Source organism: Amycolatopsis albispora (assembly GCF_003312875.1).
Classification (GTDB): Bacteria; Actinomycetota; Actinomycetes; order Mycobacteriales; family Pseudonocardiaceae; genus Amycolatopsis; species Amycolatopsis albispora.
In genome coordinates this window covers 4556918-4581528 of the sequence record NZ_CP015163.1, presented here as the reverse complement: position 1 = coordinate 4581528, position 24611 = coordinate 4556918, and the positions used below count along the sequence as shown (strand labels likewise).

26 protein-coding genes are annotated in these 24611 nt (G+C 71.4%); 17 read left to right on the top strand and 9 right to left on the bottom strand.

Annotated features, from left to right (window positions below):
- Positions 1 to 105 precede the first annotated feature (105 nt).
- On the top strand, positions 106 to 1254 hold the full coding sequence (locus A4R43_RS21485) for a helix-turn-helix domain-containing protein (protein ID WP_113693981.1): 1149 nt from the start codon (positions 106 to 108) through the stop codon (positions 1252 to 1254).
- On the opposite strand, the gene A4R43_RS21480 is transcribed toward A4R43_RS21485, so the two are convergent.
- Positions 1255 to 1995: an SDR family oxidoreductase gene (locus A4R43_RS21480; protein WP_113693980.1), complete on the bottom strand. Its 741-nt coding sequence runs from the start codon at positions 1993 to 1995 to the stop codon at positions 1255 to 1257. It abuts the gene before it with no gap.
- Between the two features lie 90 nt (positions 1996 to 2085).
- Here A4R43_RS21480 and A4R43_RS21475 point away from each other — a divergent pair, with 90 nt between their 5' ends.
- The 3 genes from A4R43_RS21475 to A4R43_RS21465 all read left to right on the top strand — a co-directional run bounded on the left by A4R43_RS21475 (position 2086) and on the right by A4R43_RS21465 (position 6388).
- On the top strand, positions 2086 to 5013 hold the full coding sequence (locus tag A4R43_RS21475) for an AfsR/SARP family transcriptional regulator (protein WP_113693979.1): 2928 nt from the start codon (positions 2086 to 2088) through the stop codon (positions 5011 to 5013).
- A gap of 65 nt (positions 5014 to 5078) precedes the next feature.
- A complete protein-coding gene (locus A4R43_RS21470) occupies positions 5079 to 5624 on the top strand; it encodes a snapalysin family zinc-dependent metalloprotease (RefSeq protein ID WP_113693978.1) in 546 nt (181 codons plus the stop codon).
- A 164-nt stretch (positions 5625 to 5788) separates the two neighbouring features.
- Positions 5789 to 6388, top strand: a complete 600-nt coding sequence (locus tag A4R43_RS21465; protein ID WP_113693977.1) for a TetR/AcrR family transcriptional regulator — start codon at positions 5789 to 5791, stop codon at positions 6386 to 6388.
- A gap of 700 nt (positions 6389 to 7088) precedes the next feature.
- Here the strand turns inward: A4R43_RS21465 and A4R43_RS21460 are convergent.
- The 4 genes from A4R43_RS21460 to A4R43_RS21445 are packed head-to-tail and all read right to left on the bottom strand — an operon-like array spanning position 7089 to position 10844.
- The gene (locus A4R43_RS21460; RefSeq protein WP_113693976.1) at positions 7089 to 7712 is read right to left on the bottom strand and encodes an NUDIX hydrolase; all 624 of its coding nucleotides are present in this window, start codon (positions 7710 to 7712) and stop codon (positions 7089 to 7091) included.
- Entirely contained in the window at positions 7709 to 8884 is a 1176-nt protein-coding gene (locus tag A4R43_RS21455) for an adenylosuccinate synthetase (RefSeq protein WP_113693975.1), read from the bottom strand. The genes A4R43_RS21460 and A4R43_RS21455 overlap by 4 nt, the downstream gene beginning before the upstream one ends.
- Complete coding sequence (locus A4R43_RS21450) at positions 8881 to 9855, bottom strand: hypothetical protein (protein ID WP_113693974.1); 975 nt, start codon at positions 9853 to 9855, stop codon at positions 8881 to 8883. Before A4R43_RS21450 ends, A4R43_RS21455 begins: the two co-directional genes overlap by 4 nt.
- Before the next feature lie 2 nt (positions 9856 to 9857).
- Complete coding sequence (locus tag A4R43_RS21445; RefSeq protein ID WP_113693973.1) at positions 9858 to 10844, bottom strand: adenylate cyclase; 987 nt, start codon at positions 10842 to 10844, stop codon at positions 9858 to 9860.
- Positions 10845 to 10960: 116 nt separating this feature from the next.
- Here A4R43_RS21445 and A4R43_RS44045 point away from each other — a divergent pair, with 116 nt between their 5' ends.
- The 5 genes from A4R43_RS44045 to A4R43_RS21420 all read left to right on the top strand — a co-directional run bounded on the left by A4R43_RS44045 (position 10961) and on the right by A4R43_RS21420 (position 14133).
- The gene (locus A4R43_RS44045) at positions 10961 to 11830 is read left to right on the top strand and encodes a TIGR03086 family metal-binding protein (protein WP_113693972.1); all 870 of its coding nucleotides are present in this window, start codon (positions 10961 to 10963) and stop codon (positions 11828 to 11830) included.
- Between the two features lie 20 nt (positions 11831 to 11850).
- Positions 11851 to 12258: a VOC family protein gene (locus tag A4R43_RS21435; RefSeq protein WP_113697781.1), complete on the top strand. Its 408-nt coding sequence runs from the start codon at positions 11851 to 11853 to the stop codon at positions 12256 to 12258.
- A gap of 54 nt (positions 12259 to 12312) precedes the next feature.
- A complete protein-coding gene (locus A4R43_RS21430) occupies positions 12313 to 12936 on the top strand; it encodes a VOC family protein (RefSeq protein ID WP_113697780.1) in 624 nt (207 codons plus the stop codon).
- The gene (locus A4R43_RS21425) at positions 12933 to 13370 is read left to right on the top strand and encodes a pyridoxamine 5'-phosphate oxidase family protein (protein ID WP_113693971.1); all 438 of its coding nucleotides are present in this window, start codon (positions 12933 to 12935) and stop codon (positions 13368 to 13370) included. The genes A4R43_RS21430 and A4R43_RS21425 overlap by 4 nt, the downstream gene beginning before the upstream one ends.
- A gap of 208 nt (positions 13371 to 13578) precedes the next feature.
- Positions 13579 to 14133: a DUF3558 family protein gene (locus A4R43_RS21420; RefSeq protein WP_113693970.1), complete on the top strand. Its 555-nt coding sequence runs from the start codon at positions 13579 to 13581 to the stop codon at positions 14131 to 14133.
- Between the two features lie 31 nt (positions 14134 to 14164).
- Here A4R43_RS21420 and A4R43_RS21415 read toward each other — a convergent pair whose 3' ends face one another.
- Both A4R43_RS21415 and A4R43_RS21410 read right to left on the bottom strand, forming a co-directional pair.
- Positions 14165 to 14491, bottom strand: a complete 327-nt coding sequence (locus A4R43_RS21415; RefSeq protein ID WP_236809255.1) for an antibiotic biosynthesis monooxygenase — start codon at positions 14489 to 14491, stop codon at positions 14165 to 14167.
- A gap of 47 nt (positions 14492 to 14538) precedes the next feature.
- Positions 14539 to 14883: a hypothetical protein gene (locus A4R43_RS21410; RefSeq protein WP_113693968.1), complete on the bottom strand. Its 345-nt coding sequence runs from the start codon at positions 14881 to 14883 to the stop codon at positions 14539 to 14541.
- A 110-nt stretch (positions 14884 to 14993) separates the two neighbouring features.
- On the opposite strand from A4R43_RS21410, the gene A4R43_RS21405 reads away from it, so the two are divergent.
- The 7 genes from A4R43_RS21405 (at position 14994) to A4R43_RS21375 (ending at position 21725) form a co-directional block, all read left to right on the top strand.
- On the top strand, positions 14994 to 16178 hold the full coding sequence (locus A4R43_RS21405; protein WP_113693967.1) for an MFS transporter: 1185 nt from the start codon (positions 14994 to 14996) through the stop codon (positions 16176 to 16178).
- 25 nt (positions 16179 to 16203) lie between these two features.
- The gene (locus A4R43_RS21400) at positions 16204 to 16767 is read left to right on the top strand and encodes a TetR/AcrR family transcriptional regulator (RefSeq protein ID WP_113693966.1); all 564 of its coding nucleotides are present in this window, start codon (positions 16204 to 16206) and stop codon (positions 16765 to 16767) included.
- Positions 16768 to 16931: 164 nt separating this feature from the next.
- Positions 16932 to 18260 carry a GntP family permease gene (locus A4R43_RS21395; protein WP_236809254.1) on the top strand — a complete coding sequence of 443 codons (1329 nt, stop codon included), beginning with the start codon at positions 16932 to 16934 and terminating at the stop codon, positions 18258 to 18260.
- Between the two features lie 17 nt (positions 18261 to 18277).
- Positions 18278 to 19453 carry a CaiB/BaiF CoA transferase family protein gene (locus A4R43_RS21390; protein WP_113693964.1) on the top strand — a complete coding sequence of 392 codons (1176 nt, stop codon included), beginning with the start codon at positions 18278 to 18280 and terminating at the stop codon, positions 19451 to 19453.
- Entirely contained in the window at positions 19450 to 20247 is a 798-nt protein-coding gene (locus tag A4R43_RS21385; RefSeq protein ID WP_113693963.1) for an HpcH/HpaI aldolase/citrate lyase family protein, read from the top strand. Before A4R43_RS21390 ends, A4R43_RS21385 begins: the two co-directional genes overlap by 4 nt.
- A 12-nt stretch (positions 20248 to 20259) precedes the next feature.
- Positions 20260 to 21189, top strand: coding sequence for a LysR substrate-binding domain-containing protein (locus A4R43_RS21380; RefSeq protein ID WP_113693962.1), 930 nt, complete (start codon positions 20260 to 20262; stop codon positions 21187 to 21189).
- On the top strand, positions 21186 to 21725 hold the full coding sequence (locus tag A4R43_RS21375; protein WP_162788537.1) for an AAA family ATPase: 540 nt from the start codon (positions 21186 to 21188) through the stop codon (positions 21723 to 21725). Before A4R43_RS21380 ends, A4R43_RS21375 begins: the two co-directional genes overlap by 4 nt.
- Positions 21726 to 21738: 13 nt before the next feature.
- Here A4R43_RS21375 and A4R43_RS21370 read toward each other — a convergent pair whose 3' ends face one another.
- Positions 21739 to 22518 (bottom strand): NBR1-Ig-like domain-containing protein, encoded by a 780-nt coding sequence (locus A4R43_RS21370; protein WP_113693960.1) that lies wholly within the window; start codon positions 22516 to 22518, stop codon positions 21739 to 21741.
- A 253-nt stretch (positions 22519 to 22771) separates the two neighbouring features.
- On the opposite strand from A4R43_RS21370, the gene A4R43_RS21365 reads away from it, so the two are divergent.
- Positions 22772 to 23590, top strand: coding sequence for a peptidoglycan-binding domain-containing protein (locus A4R43_RS21365; protein ID WP_113693959.1), 819 nt, complete (start codon positions 22772 to 22774; stop codon positions 23588 to 23590).
- Positions 23591 to 23644: 54 nt separating this feature from the next.
- On the opposite strand, the gene A4R43_RS21360 is transcribed toward A4R43_RS21365, so the two are convergent.
- A complete protein-coding gene (locus A4R43_RS21360; protein WP_113693958.1) occupies positions 23645 to 24565 on the bottom strand; it encodes a helix-turn-helix domain-containing protein in 921 nt (306 codons plus the stop codon).
- Positions 24566 to 24611 lie beyond the last annotated feature (46 nt).

Below are 24611 nucleotides of genomic sequence, written 5' to 3'. Positions count from 1 at the left end.
CAGTAGGGACAGGGAAGCAGCCCGTGCGCGGCGAAGATAGGCTCTCGCCGCCAAACTTGGCCGCCGCCGCTGTGGCCCGTCCACAACGGCTCGCGGAGGTGTCGCGTGGACGAGCGGACGAGCGCCATCGTGGTGGGGGTGGTGCGTGCGCTGGCGACCGATCCGGAGGTGGTCGCCAGGGTGGTCGACGCCGCCCGCGAGAACTCACCCGAGGTGGCGCGGCTGCCGGTCGCGGAGAACCGCAGGCACATCGCCACCCTGCTGCTCGAAGCCGTCGCCCACCTCGAACGCGGGGACGAGCACGAGTCCGGCGACTTCTCGGCCGCCTTCGCGCTCGGCGCCGATCGCGCGGCGCAGGGCGTGCCGATCGTCGACCTGCTGCGCGGGGTGCACGCCGGCCGCGCCGAGGTGACCCGAGCCGGGGTGGAGTTCGCCCGCTCGATGGGGGTCGACGACGCCACGATCCTGGAGTTCATCGTCGATCTGGACCACTACGTCGGCGCGATCCAGCGGCACATCGTCAGCGGTTACCACACCGCCGAACTCGAACTTTCCCGTACCGCACGGGATTTCAGCACGCAGGTGCTGCGCAGGCTGCTGCTGTCCGGTGAACGCCTGCCGGTCCCGGAGGAACTCGGCCGGGCCGGGCTGCACCCGGACCGGCCGTACCACTGCGTGGTTTCCGCGGTCACCGATCCGCGCGACGCCCGGTCGCTGGAACAGCGCCTCGCCCCCTTCGGCGGTGTTTTCGGCTTCACCGAAGGACAATTGACCGGCGTCGCGCTCAACTACCCGGTACTGCCCGAAGCCGCGCCCCTGGTGGTGGTGTCACCGGCCAGGCCGCTGCTGGCGTTGCGCGACACCTACCCGTTGTGCGCCGAAGCCCTCGCCGTCGCTTCCCGGCGAGGGCTGTGCGGCGTGCGGCCGCTGGTCGGCCTGGCCGCCGAAACCGCGCTGGCCGCCCACCCGGCACTGGCGGCCACGCTCGTCGGCGAACTGCTGGCCGCGCTCGATCCCGGCAACGAGTTCCACCAGGAGATGGCCGGCACGGCGGTCGCCTTCCTCGACCACGGCTGCGTGATCAACGCGACGGCGAAGGCACTGCACATCCACGCCAACACCGTCCGGTACCGCCTCGACCGCCTGCGCGACCTCACGGGCATCGACGTCAACGACCGCTCGCACCCCTACGTGGTGACCGCCGTGCAGACCTGGTGGGCCCTGCGGACCTGGCTCCAGCGCGCCGGTTCGTGATCAGTGCCCGAGGCCCTGGGCGAAACCGCCGTCCACGGCCAGTTCGACGTTCGTGGTGAAGGTCGCGTCCTCGGCCAGGAACAACGCGGCCTTGGCGACCTCCTCGACGGTGCCGTTGCGGCGCAACGGGGTCGACTCGTCACCCTGCCGTTCGAACTCCCGGCGTTCCTCTTCGGACAGACCAGCCACGCCCATGGTCGGGGTCTTGATGTAACCGGGGGCCACGCTGTTCACGCGGATCTTCTTGGGCAGCAACTCCACCGCCAGCACGTGCGCGAACGCGCGCATCGCCTCCTTCGACGCCGAGTACGCGCTCAGCCCGGGGAACACCACGTCGTTGGCGACCGTGGTGAACACCACCGAGCCGCCCTCGTTGAGCAGCGGGGCGAGCCGCTGCACGGTGAAGAACGCGCCCTTGGTGTTGACCGCGAAATGCCGGTCCCACGCCTCTTCGGTCACCTCGGCGAGTTCGGCGAACTGCGCCATGCCGTGGTTGACGAAGAGGTGGTCGACGCTGCCGAGCCGCTCACGCACCACGTCCCCGAGCGCGGCGATGTCCGCCATGTTGCCCGCGTCGGACCGCACGACGTGTGCCTGCTCGCCCTTGAGCGCCGTCCGTGCCTGCTCCAGGTTCCGCTCGTCGCGTCCGGTGAGCACCACCTCGGCGCCGCGGTCGAGCAGCGCGCGCACGATCGCCAGCCCCATGCCGTGCGTACCCCCGGTGACCACTGCCTTCTTCATGATCTTCCCTTCGTTCGTAACCGATGACCCGACGGTGCCCGGGGGTGCTGGCGGTCCGCTTTCGATCTTCTTGCGGCTACCGTGGCGGACATGCGTTTCGGGGTGCTGGGGCCGCTCGCGGTGTGGACACCGGACGGGGACGCCGTGGTGGTGCCCGAGGCGAGGGTCCGCGCGCTGCTGGCCCGTCTGCTGGTCGCGCCGGGCCGCGTGGTGTCGGCCGACCGGCTGGTCGACGACCTGTGGGGCAACGCGCTCCCGGCCAATCCCGCCGGCGCGCTGCAGACCCTGGTCTCGCGCCTGCGCCGGGCGATCGGCACCGGCCTGGTGGTGCATCGGCCGCCCGGGTACCTGCTGGACGTGCCGCCGGAGGCGGTGGACAGCGGCCGGTTCGCCGAACTCGCGCGCCGCGCGCCGGACCCCGCCGCGCTCGGGGAGGCGCTCGGCCTGTGGCGGGGTGAGGCGTTCGCCGGGTTCGCCGACGAACCGTTCGCCCGTGCCGCGGCCGCGGCGCTGGAAGAGCAGCGGCTCACCGTCTGGGAGGACTACGCCGAAGCGAGGCTGCGACTGGGGGAGCACGCGGCGCTCGCCGACGACCTGCGGGAACTCGTCGATGAGCACCCGTTGCGTGAACGGCTCCGCGCCGCGCACCTGGCCGCGTTGCACGGTGCGGGCCGGACGACCGAAGCGCTCGACGGCTACCGCCGGTTGCGGCGGCTCCTGCGTGACGAACTCGGCCTTGAACCGGGGGCCGAACTCGCCGCGCTGCACGAGCGCATGCTGCGTGGGGAAGTCCCCGCGCGGGCCGAGCCGGTGGTGCCACTGCCGACTCCGGCCAACGCGCTGATCGGCCGGGACGAGGCGGTCGCCGAGGTGCGCGCGCTGCTCAGCTCGCACCGCCTCGTGACGCTGACCGGACCGGGTGGTGTCGGCAAGACCCGGCTCGCGCTCGAAGTCGCGCGCGATGGTGGTGAAGCGTGCCTGGTCGAGTTCGCCGGGTTGCCCCGGGAGTCCGAAGTGGACGATCTGGTGGACACGATCGCTGCCGCGCTGGGCAGCCAGAACGGGGGAGAACGGCTCGCGGAGGTGTTGCGGGGCCGTCGCTTGCTGCTGGTGCTGGACAACTGCGAGCACGTGGTCGAACCACTCGCCGCGTTGCTGTCCGGCGTGCTGCGCGCGCCCGGCGTGCGGGTGCTGGCCACCAGCCGGGAGCCGATCGGCGTCTCCGGGGAACGGCTGTGGGAGGTGCTGCCGCTCGATGAGGCGGGTGCCGTGCGGTTGTTCGCCGCGCGGGCGGCGGCCGTCTCACCGGGATTCGTCGTTTCCGAGGACAACGCGGATGCTGTCGCCAGGATCTGCCGTCGGGTCGATGGCATCCCGCTCGCCATCGAACTGGCCGCGGCCCGCGTGCGCGTGCTGGGCCCGGTCGAACTCGCCGAACGCCTTGACGACCGGTTCGCCCTGCTGACCGGCGGCCCGCGGGACGCACCGGCCCGCCAGCGCACGTTGCGCGCGATGCTCGACTGGAGCTGGGAACTGCTGACCGGAGCCGAACAGGCCGTGTTGCGCAGGCTCTCGATTTTTGCCGACGGCTGCTCGCTCGACGCGGCCGAGGCGCTGTGCTCCGGCGATGGGGTGCGGCCTTCCGAGGTGCTCGACCTGCTGGCGCGGCTGGTCGACCGGTCGCTGGTGGTGGTCACGCACACCGCCGACGGCCCGCGGTACGGGCTGCTGGAGACGGTGTCCGCCTACGGTGAGCGCCAGTTCGGTGCCGGCGAACGCGCACGCCTCGCCCACGCGCATGCCGCCCACTTCACCGCGTTCGCCGAGGAAGCGGCCCGGCACCTGTGCGGCCCGGACCAGCAGCGCTGGTTGCGGCGCCTCGACGCGGAAACCGGCAACCTGCGCCGGGCACTCGCCGATCCGCGTTTCGCTTCGCGGTTGGCCCGTTCCCTGGCGTGGTACTGGTTCCTGCGCGGACGGCTCACCGAAGCACGGCGTGCCACCGTCGATCCCGCCTGGCAGGCCGGTTTCCGGTTGCTCACCGGCGAACCGGTCGACGGCGGCACGCTGCCCGGCCTGCGCGACAACCTGGCCGAGCCGCGTGAGCGCGCCATGGCGGGCTGGTTTCTCGGTTATGCCGCAACAAGATTCGGCGAACTGACGGACGGCGAGGCGCTCATCCGCACGGCGTTGGCGGAGTTCGAAGACCTCGGTGACAACTGGGGTGTCGCGGCCGCGCTGAGCGTGCGGGCCGTGCACCGCTACGTCCGTGGTGACCTCGCGGGGTCGGCCGCGGACGCCGAGCGGAGCCGCGCGTTGTTCGGCGAAACCGGCGACCGCTGGGGCCGGGTGCAGGCCAACGCGGCGCTCGGACGGCTCGCCGAGATCGCGGGTGACTACCGCGCGGCGGCGGCCTGGCACCGCGAAGGAGCCGAACTGGCCGAAGAACTCGCGCTGTGGCCGGAGGTGTCGATGCGCTGGTCCGAACTGGGCCGGATCGCGCTGCTCGAAGGGGATCACGACGCGGCCGACGCCCTGCACGAACGCGCGCGGGCGGTGGCCGTGGACCACGCCGACCCGGCGGGCCGGGAATTCGCCGAAGTCGGGCTCGCGTTGTCCGCACGCCGCCGTGGCCGGTTCGCCGAGGCCGAGGCTCTGCTGCGGCCGTGGCTGGACTGGAACCGCCGGTTCGAAGCGGACAACGGCGCCGCGCTGATCCTCGCCGAACTCGGTTTCGCCGCCGAGCAACGCGGTGACGCCGAAGCCGCGCTCGACCTGCACGGTCAAGGGCTCGGTGCGGCACGCCGCACCGGTGATCCGCGGGCCGTCGCGCTGGCGTTGGAGGGGTTGGCCGGTGCCCGGGTCGCGCTCGGCCAGCCGGGACGCGCGCGGGGACTGCTCGGTGCGGCGGCCCGGTTGCGGGCCTCGGCGGGCGCGCCGCTGCCGCCGGGCGAACGCGGCGACGTCGACCGCATCACCGCGGCGATTGGGCGGAGATTTACCGACCATCGGCCGTAGTAAGGCATTCACTCACGGTGGTAGTTGTCTCCAGGTCCGGTCCCTCGACCCACAAAGGAGAGACCATGCTTCGCCGTTCCGTGCAGGTTTTCGCCGCCACGATGGCGCTTTCGGTCCCGCTGCTCGCCGGTCCGGCCGCGCTGGCCGAGGAGGCGCCCGCTGTCACCATCACCTACGACGACAGCCAAGCCACCGAATACACCGAGGCCATCACCGCCGGGATCGCGGTCTGGAACGACCACGTGGACAACGTGCAGATCAACAAGGTCGAAGCCGGTCAGCGGGCTGACGTCTCGTTTGTCGCCGACCCCGGCTGGCCACGGGCGGAGCTGGGCCCGGCCATGCCGGGTGACGACCTGACCATCTGGTTCGGCAAGCAGGCCGTCGATGACGGCTACAACCTGACCCGCATCGCCTCCCACGAGTTCGGCCACAGCCTCGGCCTGCCCGACGCGAAGCCGGGGCCGTGCTCGAGCCTGATGTCGGGCAGCACGGGTGGCGTGGACTGCGACAACGCCGTGCCGAACGCCGAGGAGATCGCGGCGGTCGAGGAGAACTACGCCGGTGGCTTCAAGCCGCGGCAGCAGCGGGAAGTGGTGGTCGTCGGCTGAGCGCCCGGCGGCGCGGCGCGGTCCAGGGGTCCGCGCCGCGCCCGCTCGACGTGGTTCGTACCCCCAGAACGAACCGCGGTGGCGCCTATGTCGGTCAACATAGAATCAGACGGCGGGCATATGCGCTAGCCTGTGGCGCGGAGAGCCAGGTCACGAGGAGAACGATGCCGACCCGCCGCGCGGAGACCAGTCAGGAGAGCCGCCGGCTGCTGATCGAGGCGGCCGCGTCCGCGTTCGCCGACCGGGGTTACCGGCAGACCACGGTGGCCGACATCGCCGACCGCGCCGGGATCAGCCGCGGGTCGATCCCGTGGCACTTCGGTAATAAAGAGGGGCTGCTGCTCGCGGTGGTCGAGCACGCCTTCGACCTGGTCGCGCGCAACACCGCGGAGCCGCGGCGCCCCGGCCCGGACGGCCTGCGGGACCTCGCGGCGCAGGGCGCCGCCTTCGTCCGGATGCCGACGACGAAGCTGATGGTGAGCCTGCTCGCGGACGCGATGAACGAGGACTCACCGGTGCACGATCGCTATGTCGACCTGCACGCGGCCATGCGTTCGTATGTGGCGGCGTGGGCCGCGCAACCGTACGAAGGCCACCGCCTCCCGGACGGCGTAACCCCGGAGGATGTCGGCGTGGTGGTACTGGGCGCGATCATGGGCATCCACCAGCAATGGCGGCTGGCACCTGGGCACGTGGACCTGGAACGCGCCTTCGACACGCTGCAACGCGTGCTACTGGCCGCGCTGGAAGCCCCCGCTTCGTAGGCGGCGCCGCCGGTGGTGTCACGAATGTGGCTTTCGAGACGTTTGGCGTCTCGAATGTGGCTTTCGTGACAGTGCCACCCCGCCCCGCGCTGGCGAGCCGCCTGCACGGCCGCCCCGACCCGCCCAGCACCTCGCGCCCCGTGTTCCCGCGCGCTGGCGAGCCCGGGTGACACCCGCCGCCTCCCTGTCACGCCACCCCGACACGAATGTGGCTTTCGGAGCGCCGCCCGGACACGAATGTGGCTTTCGGGGCGAAATCCGCCCCCAAAGCCACATTCGTGTCCGAGGCGCCGCACTCACCCTGCTCCGGCGGCGCGCCATCGGCTGGCCGCTCGCCCCCGCGGCTCGCGCCGCGCCCAGCCCGCGCGCCGCGCCAGCTCGCGCGCCTCGCCCAGCTCGCGCGCCGCGCCAGCTCGCGCGCCGCGCCAGCTCGCGCGCCTCGCCCAGCTCGCACGCCGCGCCTCGGCCGCCGCCGCACTCGGCCGCTGCCGCACTCGGCCCCGCCGCGCGTGCCCTGCGGCTCGAGCCTCGGCCGGGCCGCGCGTGCCCGCCGCTTGTGCCCCCGCCTCGCCGCCGGGCGCGCCTCGCCTCCGGGCCGCGTGCCTCGTGGCTTGCGTCTCGGCCGGGCCGCTGCCCGTGCCTCGCCGTCGGGCCGGTTGCGCCGCGTCGTCCCGGCGCCACCCTGTGCGAAAGCGCGCGATCAGTCCCAGCGCCACAGGGAAGGGGGGCGCCCGCCCTTCGGCAGGGCCGCCGCGTGTTCTGCGGTTCGGCGCAGGCCGGGGACCCGTTCCATCGTCCGTCCCAGGTTGGCCGGGTAGGGCCGGTCGCCGGTCAGCGCCTCGGTGGCGTCCAGCGCCTGCGCCGTGGTGAAGCCGTTCCCCATCAACCCTGCGGTGAATTCCACGTGCCGCCACAGCAGGTCCGCCAGCAGCGGCGCGCAGTCCGCGACGATCCGGTTGTGGTCGAAAGCCAGCGGCGGCACCTCGTCCAGCGTGCACCACCGCACCCCCTCACCGGCGGAGTTCGCCGTCGCCCACAGGGCGATGGACAGCGTCGGGCCGCGCGGGTCGCGCGAAGGCTCGTCGAAGGTCCTCAGCTGCCCGATCCCGGTCAGCGCGGCCGACGGCAGCCCGAGCTTGCCGACCACCGCCCGCGTCCCCGCCTCCCGCAGCCGCTCCCCGAGCCCGAGCAGCACCCCGGGCAGCGCCAACTCACCCCGGAACGGCTCGGCGGCACGCGGCGCCACCCCCAGCAGCACGGTCCGCGCCCCCGGGTCGAACCGCAAAACCAGCACATCCACGGACACCGGCGTCGACTCGATCACCCGCAGATTGTGACCGGCGCCCGGTAGTCGGCGCGGTCCGGCCCGTACCCGGCGAGCGCGACCGGCCGCCGCGCGCCGAACCACGCCAGCGGATCGTCCAGGTCGACCGCGGGCGAGCCGGGTTCGAGGACCACGCGCGGGCCGTCCGCGTCGAGATGGGTCACCGCCAGCGCGTCGACCCCGTCGCAGGCCGCGATCGCGTAGTCCAGCAGCGTCGCGTCGAGGTGACCGACCCGCCACGCCCCCTGGTACCGCCCCAGTCCATTGTGGACCTCCGGGAACCGGCCGAGCAGGGCCGCGTCCTCGGTCGGGAACGGGCCCGCGCCGTGCCTGGTGTGGTAGGTGCGCGTCACGCCGAGCACGGTGTGCGGCCGCCCGCCCAGCAGCTCACGCGCGTTGTGCGGGGTGGTGGTGGACCAGGTCGTGTGCGGGTGGAAGCCGTGGTGCTGGTCGAGGAGCACCCCCTGCGCGCCCTCGAACACCACCCGGCCCGCGTCGGCCAGCCGCCCGGTTTCGCCGCCGTCGGTGATCCGCACGGCGCCGGCGAAGTCGCGGTACAGCGCCACGAGTTCGTCCACGCTGTGCCGCGGCGAGGCCAGCGGCGCGTAGAACCGGGCCAGCGCGTCGAGCTTGCGGCGCAGCACGGCGGGTCGCGTGCAGTCGGCGACCGTCGGCGCCGATCCCGGTTCTCCCAGCACTTCCTGGCCTTCCACCACCTCGCCCGGCGAGGCCCCGGCCAGCAGCGAATACCAGACGGTCTCGCCGATGCCCTTCCCGCACGAACCGTGCCGCTCGTTCCCGCGAGCGTCCTCGCGGGCGCGGTTGGCGTGGATGTGGAACGGCGTGGTGAGCAGCGCGTCGCCGTCCACGCTCAGCAGCGCGAGCGGGTTCCGCACCCCGGCCGCTTCCAGCTGACGTGCTTCGGTGGCCAGCGCGAACGGCTCGACCAGCACGAACCGCGACAGGTGGGTGGGCACGCCGGCGAACGTGCCCGCCCCGAACTGGCTGAACGTGTGGTGCCGCCCCTCGGCCACCACGTTGTGCGCCGCCTGCGCGCCGCCGTTGAAGCGGACGACGGCGGTGGTGGGCCGGTCGGCGCAGAGGGCGTCGACAACCGCGCCCTTGCCCTCGTCACCGAAGCCGAGCCCGACCACCACCACGTGCCCGTTCACCGCAGCACCACGTCGTCCGGCCCGCCGGGCTCCGGCACCGCCGAGGTGACCACCGACCGGCCGCCCAGCCTGGTCAGCGCCTTGCCGACCGCCGCGCCCTCGGCGGCCGAGCCGATGTCGGCGAGATCGGCCAGCGCGCCGTCGACGTCGACCACCTGCTCCTCCAGCCCGATGGTGGCCGCGATCAGCTCGCACACCGCGCCGGGGTCATCGAGCTTGAGGAAGTTCTGCCCGAGCAGCCCGCTCCAGTGCGCACCGATCTCGGGATCGTTGTAGTACGACGACTGGTTCGGCAGCACGTAGTAGACATTCCACTTGCGCGCCAGCTCGCGGTACACCGACGCCGGGTCGATGTCCTGGTGCACGTCGTCGCCGATGATCCGGCGCACGTGCTTCGCCCGCAGCGAAGGCTTGTTCAGCTCGTCGCCGATGATGAACAGGTAGCCCTTGCGGCCGCGCTTCTGCCACGCGTCGGTGACCACGTGCCGTGCCATGAAGTAGGCGGCCAGTTCGTACGACTCGCTCTTCTGCCCGCCGCCACCGCCTTCGAGAAAGATGGTGCGCAGCTGCTCGTCCATCCGGTTGTCCGACTCGAACTGCCCGACCTGCAACGGAACCCGGTCGCTGTCGGCGTCCCCGATGGCGCCGAAGAGCACCTGCGGATCGGCCAGGTAGCCCTTGCGCTGGATCAGCCCGTGCAGCTTGCCGAGCTTGCCCTGCATGATCCGCGGCACGCGGCGCATCGAGCCGGTGACGTCGAACAGCACCGCGATCGGCGTCGAATCGGCGTGGTCGGCCGAATCGCGGCATTCCCGGATCGCGTTTTTCGGGTCGAGCGCGGGCGCGACGCGCCATTCCTTCGCGGGCTTGGCCCGCAGGTTCGCGGTGTAGCCGAAGTCGTCTTCGCCCTTGGCGGCGCGGAAGGTCTTCGCCGCGGCGTAGGCGTTGTCGTCCCAGTGTCCGTATCCCATGGTCAGGCTCCTGTCTCGGGGATTTCGAAAGGTCTGAAGGTGCGCGGGCCGTAGAGCTCGTCGAGCAGTTCGTCGTACTCGTCGAGCAGGTCGACGGCGTCGGGGCGCTGGGCGGGGGAGTCCTGCGTGCACCAGGTGGCGAAGGTGCGCTGCCGCTGTTCGCCCGGTGCCAGCAGGTCCGCCATCATCGTGTGCAGCATGTGGACGTCGGTGGCCGTGGTGACAGGTTGTCCGTTGTGGACCTCCGGCGGGTAGTGGGTGGATTTGTCCACTGCGGACGGAAGTTCGCCGTTGCCGACGGCGAACGACCAGCCGACGAGCACGATGCCGTGCTGTCGCGGGTGGACCAGGACGTTGTCCGCGGTGATGTGCCCGTGCACGAGCCCCGCGCGATGCGCACCCGCCACGGCACGCAGCAGGCGCCGGTGCATCCAGGCGTAGTCACGGCCGTCGAGCCCGCCGGGAAAGGCCTTCTTGACCTCCGCGAGCGTGGTGAACCCGTCGATGAGCGGTTCGAGCACGGTGAACGCGCGGTCGCCGCGAGCCACCGGGCCTGAGGTGTCGATCAGGCGCGGGTAGTACGGGCGCAGCCAGCGGTGCCGCTCGGTCAGGTCGTCGAGTGCGCGCAGGGCCGTCCATTCGGCGTGGACCAGCGGGTTGAGCGCCGGGTTGCGGACGAGCTTGACCAGGTGCGGGCCGGTGGTGCGGTAGGTGGTCGCGATGCTGCCGACCGCGTGCGGGCCGGTCAGCGGGTAGGCCGAGGTCGCCGTGGTGACCGTCTGGTGCCGTGGCCGCTTCCAGCTGTCGTAGAGGCGGTTGAGCGTGGCGGCCGCCTGGTGGGCACGCGTGTCGCCGGGGTTGCGGTCCGGGTGCAGTGCGGCCGCGAGTTCGCGGTAGCGGCGGTGCGCGGTCGCCGGGTCGCGGTCGAACAACGCGGCGGCGTCACCTGCCTCTTCGACCATCTTCACGGCGTCTTCCCTGGTGAGCATAGTTTGAGTCTACAAGACTCTTACCTGGCGGCGCAAGCGGTGTCCGATCGGCGGGGCCGGTTCCGACGTCTCGGGTGTGGCGGCGCATCCTGGCGTCGCGAGGTGGAAGGAACGGGATGAAGTACTTGATCTTGGTGTACGGCACGCAGCGCGACGCCGGTGACGACAGGGCGGCCGCCTTCCTGGACGAGTTCAACCGCGAGCTGCGTGAGTCGGGCGAGTTCGGCGAGGCGCAGGGGCTCGCGCAGCCGGCGGAAGCCAGGCGGATCGAGCTGACGCAGGGGATTCCGGTGGTCACCGACGGGCCGTTCGCCGAGACGCAGGAGGTGCTGGCCGGGTACTGGCTGGTCGACTGCGCCGGGCTCGACCGGGCCACGGAGGTCGCGGCGCGGCTGGGGGAGGGCACGGGCTGGCCGGTCGAAGTGCGCGCGGTCGACTGCGTCGCGGAGCTCGACCTGGCGCCCGCGTGCGCGGCGATGGCCGAGGTGCTGATGGGCATCGCCGACGACCAGCTCGCGTTGCCGACCCCGTGTGCCGACTACACCGTGGCCGACCTCATCGCGCACGTCGACGAGGTGACACAGGGCTTTGCCGCGATGGGGCGCGGGGAAGAAGAAGGGGAACCGGTCACCGGCCTGGAAAACGGGTGGCGGGTTCGCCTCGCCCGGCAACTCGCCGCGCTCCGGCGGGCCTGGAGTGATCCGGTGGAGTGGCAGGGCGTGGCGGGCACGGCCGGGCTGGAGCTGCCGAAGCGGACGTGGGGCCGGATCGCGCTGACCGAGCTGATGGTGCACGGCTGGGACCTGGCCAAGGCCACCGGGCAGCCGTTCGACCCACCGTCCGGCACCCTGCGCGCGTGCCTGGACCACGTCGCCGAGTTCGTGCCGCGCGCGCCGCTGCCGGAACTGTGGGGGCTGCCGGTCGAAGTACCGGCCGACGCCGCACCACTCGATCGGATCGTCGCGATCACCGGCCGGGTGCCCTGAGCGCGCTTAGCATGCTGGTCATGGACATCACGATTCACACGACGGTCCTGCCGCACGAGGACCCGGAGGCGTCGCTGTCCTTCTACCGCGACACCCTCGGTTTCGAGGTCCGCAGCGACGTCGGGCAGGGGAAGATGCGCTGGATCACGGTCGGTCCCGCCGGGCAGCCCACCTCCATCCTGCTCGCGCCGCCCGCCGCCGATCCCGGGATCAGCGAGGAGGAGCGGGCCACCATCGCGCGGATGATGGCCAAGGGCACCTACGGCTGGATCCTGCTGGCCAGCCGGGACCTCGACGGCACCTTCGAGAAGGTGCGGGCCGGGGGCGGCGAGGTGGTCCAGGAGCCGGTCGAGCAGCCGTACGGTGTGCGTGACTGCGCGTTCCGCGATCCGGCGGGCAACATGGTGCGCATCCAGGAGGTCGCCTGAGCCGGTCAGGAATCGAGAAGCGCCGGCGGGGGCGCCGGATCTAGCGTGATCGCCATGGCAATCATCGAATCCATCGTGCTCGACGTGACCGACACCGCGGCCGCCCGGCGCTTCTACGCCGCGGCCTTCGACCTGGACGAAACCCGCGTGGGCCTGCGGACCGCGACGCCCGGCACCGGCTTCCGCGGGTACACGATGTCGCTCACCGTGGCCCAGCCGTCCACTGTGGACAGCTTTGTCCGGTCCGCTGTGGACGCCGGGGCCACCGCGCTCAAGCCCGCCGAGAAGTCGATGTGGGGATACGGCGGCGTGGTGCGGGCGCCGGACGGGGCGATCTGGAAGGTCGCCACCTCGGCGAAGAAGGACACCGGCCCGGCGACCAGGGAGATCGGCGACCTCGTGCTGCTGCTGGGCACCGAGGACGTGGCCGCGAGCAAGCGGTTCTACGCCGAGCACGGGATCGCCGTGGCGAAGAGCTTCGGCCGCATGTACGTCGAGTTCGACACCGGGACGGGCCCGATCAAGCTGGGCCTGTACCGGCGGCGCGCGCTGGCCAAGGCCGCGGGGGTGCCGCCGGAGGGCAGCGGCTCGCACGGGATCACCATCGTCGGCGAGGCGGGCTCGTTCACCGATCCCGACGGTTTCGCCTGGCAGCGCGAAAAGGCCTTCGCCCAGTGAAGGCGCGCGGACTCGAGGAGCGGCTGCGGGACACCTGGCGGAAGCTGGAGACAGACGTCGACCTGTGGGTCGCGACGTCGGGCACGCCGGGCGGCGCCCACCTCGTTCCGCTCTCGTTCCACTGGGACGGCACGACTTTTCTCGTCTCGACCCCGCGCGCGTCGGTCACCAGCCGCAACCTGCTGGCCGACCCGCGGGTCCGCCTCAGCCTCGGGCCGACGCGCGATGTGGTCATCGTCGACGGCGTCGCCGAACCGGTGGACATCGACGCGAAAACAGGCGACGAGTTCGCGGCGCGCACCGGGTTCGATCCGCGTGCACTGGAGACGCCTTACCAGTACTTCCGAATCCGCCCGCGACGCGTCCAGGCTTGGCGAGAAGAGAACGAACTGCAGGGCCGCACCCTAATGCGGGACGGGCACTGGCTCGGCTGACCGGTTTCGTCGCTCCCGGTGTGGTGCGGGAGACCGGTGGAGCCAAACTGCAGCAGGTTGACTGCGATTTACGTCGAAAGCTGGGACTTCGCCGGAACGCTCCCGTGCACGTGGGTATGGCTGCTAGCGTGTTGGACTGGGCGGCGTTTCATCGCGGCGTTCGCCGAAAATACGGACAGAGCTTCGCATCCAAGGCGGTCGATTCCGAGTGAGCCGGAAGTCCTACATTCTTGTTGGTGCCACGCTGCTGGTGGCGTTGTCGGCTTGCTCGGAAGAGCGCAACGGGCAGGCGATGCCGACCAGTGGCCTCGGCGCGACCACCATGCCAAGTCCGGGATCCCCGCCGTCAGCTGGCGGTGATGGAGTCTTCGGCGGTATCAAGGCGTGTGAAATCCTGGACAAGGCTCTCGAGGGACAGGGTTTCAAGCCAGGATATGTGCAGAATGCCGGTAGTCACAACGGGTGTGCTACCGAAAAAACCAGTTTCGCGGTGGCCCTGGACCTGGATGACCAGCAAGGGCTTGATGACCTGCGCAGTGATCCGGCGCGAACCTACGATGCGCGGCTCAACGGTCGCAGCGCCAAGCAGGTAAAAGGGCAGGACAAGGAAGACGGTGGCTCCTGTGAGGTGTTTTTCGAGGTGGCCGCGAAGGCACGCACCGGGGTGACCGTTGTTTTGGGAACCGGTAGGTCGACCGACGAAGCGTGCCAAGAAGCCGGGAAGCTCGCTGAGGCTGTCGAGCCATTGCTGCCGAAGGCGTAAAGAAGGTTCACAATGGCGAGGGGCGCCTGGCTCAGCTGAGCGGCCTCGTCGCCTGAAACCGCGGACTACGGCGGTGGCCAGGCCGCCACGATTTCGGTGTGGCGCAGCCCTCCCGAGGACAAAATGTGGCGGAACCACGAAGCACACTCCGGCACCGAATGACCGTCCGCGCCGCTTCTTCGGCTTCGGCCCGGCTGCGCCAGAGGACCACGTCCAGCCAACTGCCGTCGTCCTCCTTGGTGAGGTAGGCCGCGACGCAGCCGGGGAAACGCCGTCGCAGCGCGGCCACCATCGCCGGGCGCTCGGCCACCAGCTGCGCCTCGGCGCCCTCGTGGATCTTGAACTGGGCCAGCTCCATCGTCAGCACGGTGGCAAGCTAGCCGACCCCACCGACAAAACCGGGGCTCACGTCCGGCACTTGTTGTACGCCGCGTAGGCCGCCTTCGCCGCCGCCTGGCGTTCCGCGGCCCGCTTCCGGTGGTACTCGGCGAGCTTGGCGTCGCCCGCCTTCTTCGCCTTGTCCGCCGCGACCAGGTGTTCCTTGGCCGCCGCCTCGTGGTCGCGGGCCTGCTTGAGGTACTTCGCACACGGGTCCACGCTGGACACCGGCACCGCCTGGGCCGCCGAAGCCGCGGCCGCCGGTGCGGCCAGGCCACCCGCGAGCCCGAGTGCCAGCACCGCCACCGAGCCGGTGACGAACTTGCTGATGATCGACACGATCTCCCCTTTCGCCGTCGTTGCGGTGGCCATGCTGGCCCACCCCGCTTTCACGGCGGTTTCCTCGCTTGCCAGCCGGCGCCGGGCTCTGGTAGACAAATCTAACGATCGTTCAAGTTTCTCCCGTCGAAGGGCCCGCTGCCATGGCCAATCCCTACCGCGAGCTGTTCGCCGCCCGCGGCTCGCTGGCGTTCACCGTCACCGCACTCGTGGCCAGGACCGCGGTGCCGATGACCGGCATCGGCCTGATCACGATGCTGTCGCAGCTCCGCGGCGACTACGCGCTGGCGGGCGCGGTCTCGGCCTGCTTCACGCTGTCGATGGCCCTGCTCGGCCCGCAGCTCTCCCGGATCGTCGACCGCCGTGGGCAAAGCCGCGTGCTGCTGCCCGCGTGCGGAGTCAGCGTGTCCGCGCTCGGGATGTTGCTGCTGTGCGCCAGTTTCGGGGCACCGGTCTGGCTGCTGTTCGTCTTCGCCGTGCCCGCGGGCTGCCTGCCCAACCTGGCCGCGATGGTCCGCGCCCGCTGGTCGCACCTGTACCGGGAGTCCGCGCGGCTGCACACCGCGTTCTCGTTCGAATCGGTGGTCGACGAGATCACCTACGTCTTCGGCCCGGCGTTGTCGGTCGCCTTGTGCACCACGCTGTTCCCGCAGGCGGGACCGCTGGTGGCGGCCGTGCTGCTCGCCGTGGGCACGCTGCTGTTCACCGCCCAGCGCGCCACCGAACCGCCCGTGCACGTCGCCCCTGCGGGGCCCGCCAGATCGGTGATCCGCGATCCGGCCATGGTGGTGCTGGTACTGGTGCTGACCGCGGGCGGCACCATCGTCGGCACGGTGGACGTGGTGAGCATCGCCTTCGCCGAAGCCCACGGCAACACCATGGCGGCGGGCGTGGTGGTTTCGGTGTACGCCATCGGGTCCGCGGTCGCCGGGCTGGTGTTCGGCGGGCTCAAGCTGACCGTGCCGCTGCCGCGCCTGCTGCTGCTCGGCACGCTGGGCACCGCGCTCACCACGGTGCCGATGCTGCTGGTCACCAGCGTCACCGGGCTGGCGGCGACGGTGTTCTTCGCGGGCGTTTTCTTCGCGCCCAGCATGATCGTGATCATGACGCTGGTGGAGCGGATCGTGCCCGCGTCGGCGCTCACCGAAGGCATGACGTGGGCGCTCACCGGCCTGAACGTCGGGGTCGCGCTCGGCGCCGCGGTGGCGGGCCAGGCGGTCGAGGGCTTCGGGCCGTCCGGCGGGTTCACCGTGGCCGTGGTCGCGGGCGGCGCGGCGGTGGTGATCGCACTGGCCGGCCACCGCGCGCTCGCGCACCGGTTACCCTGATGCCGATCACCAGGGTGGAGGTGCCATGCCTGCCGAGCGGGACGGCCGCCGGATCAAGGGCGAACGCCGCAAGCAGGAGCTCATCGAGGCGACGCTGCGGATCGTCGGCCGCGACGGCGTGGCGGGGGTGAGCCACCGGACGGTGGCCAAGGAAGCCGGGCAGCCCGCGACCTCGGCCGCGTACTACTTCGCCAGCATCCAGGACCTGCTCACCGCGGCGCTGACCCGCTGCATGGATGAGGACGCGGACCGCATGCACCGCCTGGCCGCCGACGCGGGCGGGGGCGCGGACAGCCTGCGCGCACTGGCCGAACTAATGGCCGAGGTGGTCCGCGGCCCGGCCCGGCTGCTCGCCGAGTACGAGCTGTACCTGCTGGCCGCGAAGGACGCCACGCTGCGGCCGTCCACCGACCGCTGGATGCGCGCGGTGGCGGACTTCGCGTCCCGGTTCACCGGCGACGCGGTGCGGATCCGCACGTTCGTCGGCCTGGTCGACGGGGTGATGCTCCAGGCGCTGCTGACCGACCACCCGCCGACGGCCGCCGAGTTCGAAGGCATGCTCCGCACCGTCCTGCCGCAGGACGCCTGACCGCCCCAGCGTCCACACGCGACTCCGGGGTATCAGCGTTCCTTATGGCGGTCTTGGGAATTGCCGCCTACCGGGGGCCGGACCGCTGTGTTCTGATCTCGCAGCACGGGCGGGTCGCGACGAGGCGGCCCGGCCTTCGCGGGAGAGGAACTGGCACGTTGATTGTGTTGCACACGGCGATCGCGATCGTCGGTGTGGTGCTGCTCATCCTGGTGACCAGGGTGGACCCGGTCATCGCACTGGTCGTCGGCTCGCTCTACCTCGGGCTCACCGGCGGACTGGGGTTCGACGGCACCATCAAAGCCGTCGCCGAGGGATTCGGCGACATCATGGCCGAGGTCGGCCTCCTCATCGGGTTCGGTGTGCTGCTGGGGTCACTGCTCCACGCCATGGGAGCCCTGCAGAAGCTGGTCGAACTGCTGATGCGCGGACTGGGACCGCGGAAGATCCCGCACGTGCTCGGCGTGGTGCTGAGCACCGTTTTCCCGTCGATCTACGTGGACGTGCAGCTGGTGCTCGCGGCCCCGCTGGCCCGCGCCGCGGCGCCGAAGATGGGGCGCCACGGGCTCGCCATGATGGGCGGCTCGCTGACCGCGGGCATTCTCGTCGGCTACGTTTTTGTGGTGCCCGGCCTCGGTACCGTCGCCATCGCGGGCCTGCTCGACCTGCCGCTGGGCGCGATGCTGGGTTACGGGTTCGTGCTCGGGCCGATCACCGTGGTGCTCACCATGCTGATCTACGGCTGGCTGCTCAAGCGCGGGTTCTGGAACGCCGCCAAGGACGAATCGGCGATCGAATTCCCGGAGCCGCCCGAGGCCGAGGCGCCGGTGCGCCGCCTGCCGCCGCTGCCCGTCTCGCTGCTGCCGATCGTGGTGCCGCTGCTGCTCATCGCCACCGGCGCGATCACCGAGGCGGCCGGTGTCGAGTCCAGCGTGCTCGCCTTCCTCGGTGACCCGGTGTTCGCCTTGTTCGTCGGCCTGCTCGGCTCGTACCTGCTGGCCCGCCGGACGCTCGGCCGCGACCGGGTCGCCGAGTCGATGTCCACCGGCTTCAACTCCACCGGCCAGATCCTGCTGATCACCGGTGTCGGCGGCTCGCTGGGCGCGGTCATCGGCAAAACCGGCCTCGAAGACGTGCTCGGCGGCTTCTTCTCCGCTGAGGCCGGCGTGCCGGTGGTGGTGACGATCCTGCTGGCCTGGCTGGTCGCGGCCGTGCTGCACCTGGCCATCGGCTCGATCTCGGTCGCCGCGATCACCGCGGCGGGCATCCTGGCCCCGATCATGGGCGGGCTCGACGTGCCGCCCGCGGTGCTCGGCCTCGCGATCGGTTCCGGTGCGTTGTTCGCGCTGCACGTGAACAGCAATTTCTTCTGGATGTTCCAGACCATGCTCGGCGTCACCACCAGGGGCGCGCTGAAGGCGCTCACCTTTGTCACCGCGCTGGCGTCGGTGGTTTCGCTCGTGCTCGTTTCGGCCCTCAGCTTTGTGGTGTGACCGGCAGGAAGAAGGATATGCAGCCCCTCCGTGGAGTGACCGTTGTTTCGCTGGAGCAGGCGATCGCCGCGCCCTACGCCAGCCGTCACCTGGCCGATCTCGGCGCCAGGGTGATCAAGGTGGAACGCCCGGGTGCCGGTGATTTCGCGCGCGCCTACGACACGCGCGTGAACGGCCTCAGTTCCCATTTTGTCTGGGTGAACCGGAACAAGGAATCGCTCACGCTCGACATCAAAAAGCCGCGTGGCAAGGAAATCCTGCGGCAATTGCTGGCTGAGGCCGACGTGTTCATCCAGAACCTGGCACCCGGCGCGGCGGCTCGTGCCGGGCTCGGCGCCGAAGAACTGCGGGCGGAGCACCCGGAACTGATCGTCTGCGACATTTCCGGCTACGGCACGCCGGGACCCTACGAAACCATGAAGGCCTACGACCTGCTGGTGCAGAGCGAAGCCGGGCTGCTGTCCGTCACCGGCAACGGGGACGACATGGCCAAGGCGGGCATTTCGGTGTCGGACATCGCCGCGGGCATGTACGCCTACAGCTCGATCCTCGCCGCGCTGCTGGAACGCGGCCGGACCGGGCAGGGCGCGCACCTCGACGTGTCGATGCTGGAGGCAACCGTGGAGTGGATGGGTTTTCCGCTCTACTACGCCTACGACGGCGCGCCGCCGCCGGTGCGCGCGGGCGCCGCGCACGCCACGATCTACCCGTACGGCCCGTTCGAAGCCGGGGACGGCGGGGTGGTGATGATGAGCATCCAGAACGAGCGCGAGTGGCGTGCCTTCTGCGAGAAGTTCCTGTCCCGCCCCGAAATCGCCACCGATCCCGACTACGTCACCAACGCCGACCGCAACCGGAACCGCGAGGCGCTGGGCGCGCTCGTCTCCGCGCGGTTCGCCGAGCTGACCGCCGCCGAGGCGATGGACCTGCTCGCCGCGATCCCGGTCGCCCACGCCAGGGTCAATACGATGGCCGAGGTCTGGGCGCACCCGCAGCTCGCCGCCCGCGGACGCTGGCACGAGGTCGGCACCCCGGCCGGGCCGGTCCCTTCGCTGGCCCTGCCAGGCCTGGTCACCGCCGAGCCCCGCATGGACCCGGTGCCGGAACTGGGCGCGCACACCCGCTCGATACTGGCCGGGCTCGGACTGTCCGAAGTGGACATCGACGAGCTGGTCGCGGAGGGCGTGGCGTGACCGGCGCGCTCGCCACGGCGGTCAGCTGGCTGTTCGTGCCCGCGACCAAGCCGGAGCGGTTCACCAAGGCCACCGCCAGCGGTGCCGACGTGGTGATCATCGATCTCGAAGACGCCGTGGCGGCCGCGGACAAGGCGGCCGCGCGTGCCGCGTTGCGGGCGCACTGGCCGCCGGACCCGCCGGTGCCCGTGGTGGTGCGGATCAACGCGATCGGCACCCCGGAAGCGGCGGACGACCTGGCGCTGTGCCGTGAGCTGAGCCCGGCCGCCGTGGTGGTGCCCAAGGCGGAATCCGCCGAAGACCTGCGGGCGGTCGGCGGGCCGGTGCTCCCGCTGATCGAGTCGGCACGCGGGCTGGTGAACCTGGCCGAGATCGCGGGTGCCGAACCGGTGGTCCGCCTGCTGTTCGGCAGCATCGACCTGGCACTGGACCTGGGCGTGACCGACGACGCCGCGCTCGGCCCGGCACGCAGCGACCTCGTCCGCTGGTCGGTGGTCAGTTCGCTGCCCGCGCCGGTCGACGGCGTCACCACGGCCATTCGCGACACCGAGGCCGTCACCTCGGACGCGGCGCACGCGAAGGGCTGGGGTTTCGGCGGCAAGCTGTGCATTCACCCGGTGCAGATCCCGCTGGTCCACGCGGCTTTTGCGCCTTCGGCGGAGGAGGTGGCGTGGGCGCGGCGGGTGCTGGCCGTCGGCCTCGAAGGCGCCGCGTCCGTGGACGGTGAGATGATCGATCGCCCGGTGGTCGAACGGGCCAGGCGGATCGTCCGGGAGGCGGAGCGCGCCGGCTGAGGGGAGGGGAGCGTGGACATCGCCCACCTGCGCGACCTCATCGCCGTGGTCGAAGCGGGCAGCCTGTCGCGTGCGGCCGCGCGGCTGCACGTCTCCCAGCCCGCGATCAGCCAGCGGATGGCGCAGCTGGAGGCGCACCTCGGGGTGCGCCTGCTGGACCGGGGGCCGCGGGGCGTGGTGCCGACCTCGGCGGGAAGCGCGCTGTACCGCGACGCCCAGCAACTGGTCCGGCAGTTCGACCGGCTGTCCGAGACCGCCGCCAACGGGCGTCACCACATCCACGGGCCGGTCGCGGTCGGCCTGCCGACGACGGTGGCCACGCCGCTGGCGGCGGAGTTGTTCTCCTGGACGAAGGCGCACCACCCGGGCATCCACCTGCAGTTGTTCGAGTCGATGAGCGGGTACATCCACGAACTGCTGCTGGTCGGCAGGCTGGACCTGGCCGCGGTGTATCCCGAGAACGACGCGCCGCGGCCGGGGGAGACGCCGCTGTACTCGGAGGAGCTGTACCTGATCGGGCAGCCGTCGCCGCGGCCGCGCTCGGACGACGAGGTGTCGTTGCTGGAGCTGCGGTCGGTGCCGCTGGTGACGCCGGGTGCCCGCAGCAACCTGCGCACGCTGATCGATCGGGCGTTCGCCGGGCACGGCCTGGTACCGACCGTGGTCGCCGACGTGGAGTCGCTCGGCACGATGGTGCGGATCGCGGAAAGCGGGCAGGCGTGCACGATCCTGCCGTTGTCGGTGGTCGCCGGGCACGGGCCGGAGCTGGGGGTGCGGCGGATCGTGGACCCGTCGCTGCGGCGGCACGTCGCGGTGCGTGCTTCGACCGAGCTGTACGAGCCGCGGGATTCGGTCGCCGCGGTACGGGCGGGCATCGTCGAGGTGACCAGGAAACTGGCCGCGGATGGGCGGTGGCCGGGGATCCGGCCGGTGAGCCGATGACGCGCTTTGTGCACCTGAACGGACCGTCGGCGGTCGGCAAGTCGACATTGGCGCGGCGGTATGCGGAGGCGCACCCCGGTGTGCTGAACCTGGACATCGACCAGGTGGTGAGCCTGATCGGCGGCTGGCGGGACGACTTCTACGGCACGCTGGGCCCGGCGCGGGAGCTGGCGATCAGCATGGCGGAGACCCACCTGCGGTCCGGGCACGACGTGGTGATGCCGCAGCTGGTGACCAACGTCGAGCAGGCCGGCCGCTTCGAGGCGGCGGCCGCCCGCGCCGGGGCGGAGTACCGCGAGGTCGTGCTGACGGTGGGCAAGGCGGAGATGGCCACCCGGTTCGACGGGCGGGTCGCCTCCGGTCACCACCGGGACATCGACGACCTGGTGGTGCGCCAGGGCGGGCGGGTGGTGCTGGCGCGGATCCACGACCACCTGACCGCGTATCTCGCCGAGCGTCCGGAGGCGCTGCTGGTGCCCACGGACGATCTCGACGCCGACGGGACCTATGAGGCCTTCGTGGCGGCACTGGCCTGAAACGCCGCGGCGGTCAGGGGCGGACCAGGACGGAGAAGTAGATGGGTCGGCGTCCCGGCAGGAACTCGCGGTCCTGGTCGTCGACCATCTTCCAGTAGACCCGGCAGTCCACCGGCGCGGTGGGCGGCGCACTCACCGTGACGGTGATCTGCACGTGCTGCTGCGGCGCGGTGTCGTTGATCGGGATGCGTTCCGGCGTGCGGCACGCGTTGGGCGCCACCGGCAGGTCGGTCCGCCGCAGGAACCGGTTCCGCCACTCGACCGTGCCGGTGTTCTGGATCTCCCACACCTTCACGAACTGCTCACCGGGCTTGACCACGGTGTCGTCCGGAATGGTCACGTCGGCGACAAAACGGCTCGAGTCGCCGGGGTAGGGCGGCCCCGGCGGCGCGGCGGCCTGCTGTTCCCGCGGCAGCAGCACCACCACGGCCACCGCCACCGCCGCCACCAGCACGGCGACCAGCGGTACCGCCACCCGCTTCGACCGCCACCAGGCCACGGGCGCGGCCGATGCCGGAGTCCGCTCGCCGGACAGCGCGAGGTGCACCCCCTGCCACCGGGCGTGCCATTCCTCCTCGTCACCGTCGCAGGCGCGCACGAACTCGCGCACGGTCTCCCAGGGCTGCAACCGGCGGCCGGTGACCGTGAGGTGCAGGGTCGCGTGCGACACCGCGCCGGACTTCGCCGCCATCTTCCGGAACGACGGTTCCCCGGCGCGCTTCCGCAGCTCCCGCAGCCCGGCCATGAAGGATTCCAGCTCGGGTGCCCGTTCTTCCGCTTGCAGTCTCGGCACGCTCCCTTCGCGGTCGTGTCAAACCGGGCGCGACTTCCTGTCACTCTCCGCGACCGGGCAACTATACCGCGAACACCCCCGTCAATGCCGTGCTGACCAGCGGGATCGGCCTGGTCCGCGCGCTGTCAAACGCTGTCAACCTGCGGGTTCTGACGTCAGACGTTGCGTCCAGGTGCTTCCGGACGGGCACCCGTCCGGGCCAGTGTCGACCACACGTTGTTCGCACGGAGCAGCATCGAGTGAAGGAGCAGACATGCGCAAGGTGGTTACCGCCGCGATGGTCACCGCCCTCTCCGGCGCCGCGCTCATCGGCACGACGGGCCAGACCGCGGTCGCCGCGCCGGCGGTGAACATGCAAGCCGTGGTCAAGGCGGCCATGTGGGATCCGTACAAGCCGGACCAGTCGATCACGCCGGGTTCCGGCGACAGCGTCAAGGTGGTCGAAGAGGCGCTGGCGGCGAAGAACCTGCTCGACCGCAAACAGGTGGACGGGCACTTCGGCACCAGCACGGTGACCGCGTACCAGAAGTACCAGAAGTCGCTGGGCCACAGCGGGCTGGCCGCCAGCGGCCTGCCGGGCAAGGGCTCGCTCGCCGAACTCGGCAAGGGCCGCTACACGCTGACCGCGCCCATCGACGTGGGCTCGAAGACCACGGTGGACGGGCAGACGCTGAACAAGCGCACCGCCGACATGATCGAGGCCGCGGAGAAGAAGGCCGGGGTGAACTTCACCATCACCCAGGGCTCGTACAACGCGGGTGGCGTCGGGGCGTCCGGCGGCACGCACGACGGCGGCGGCGCCGTGGACATCTCGGTGAAGAACCTGTCCAACGTCGACGCCGCGGTGAAGGCCCTGCGTGAGGTCGGGTTCGCCGCATGGCACCGCACCCCGAGCCAGGGCGACTGGGTGGCGCACATCCACGGCATCGCGATCAGCGACACCGACATGTCACCGCAGGCGCAGGCCCAGGCCGGTGACTACTACCTCGGCCGGAACGGACTGGCCAACCACGGCAAGGACGACGGTCCCCAGGTCAAGAAGGTGACCTGGGAGGAGTTCAAGCGCGGGTGACCGCGGCCCACTGGGGGTGGGGGCGGGCGGCTGTGAAGCCGTCCGCCCCCTCCGCTACTTCCGGAAGGTGCGGCGATAGGCGTCCGGCGGCACGCCGACCGTCCGGTTGAAGTGGCGTCGCAGGGTGGTCGCGGTGCCCATGCCGACCGCCGACGCGATGGCGTCGATGCTGTCGCCGGTGGTTTCGAGCAGTTCCTGCGCCCGCCGGATCCGCTGCACCAGCAGCCACTGCAACGGCGTGGTCCCGGTGGCCGCGCGGAACTGCCGCCCGAGGTGGCGGCTGCTCAGGTTCGCCTGCCGCGCCAGGTCCTCGACGGTCAGCGGCTGGTCGAGCCGTTCGGTCACCCAGGGCAGCAACGCGGTGAGCGGGTGGTCGTCGGTGGCGGGCACCGGGCTGGTGACGAACTGCGCCTGACCGCCCGCCCGGTGCGGCGGCACCACCAGGCGGCGCGCGGCCGCGTTGGCCACGGCGGAACCGTGGTCGAGGCGGACCAGGTGCAGGCACAGATCGACCGCGGCGGCCTTGCCCGCCGAGGTGAGCACGCGGCCGTTGTCCACGTAGAGCACGTCCGGATCGACCTCGACCAGCGGATACCGGGCGGCGAGCACGTCGGTGTGCGCCCAGTGCGTGGTGGCGCGCAGCCCGTCGAGCAGTCCGGCGGCGGCCAGCGCGAACGCGCCCGTGCACAGCGACGCGACCCGCGCGCCCGCGTCGTGGGCCGCGCGCACCGCGTCCAGCAACTCGGCGGGCGGCGGCTCGTCGACGTCGGCCAGCGCCGGCACGAGCACGGTGTCGGCGTGTGCCAGCCGGTCGAGCCCGTGGTCCGGCTCCAGCCGGAAGCGCCCGGCGCGCACCGGCCCCGACCCGCAGACGACCAGGTCGTAGTGCGGCTGCCCGGAACCGAAGATCTCGCAGGCCACACCCAGCTCGAAGTGCAGCATGCCCTCGGTGGCGGCCAGCGCGACGGTGGTCATGTCCGGAATTGTACGGGTCGTGTCGTTCCGGACACTGTTGCCGAGG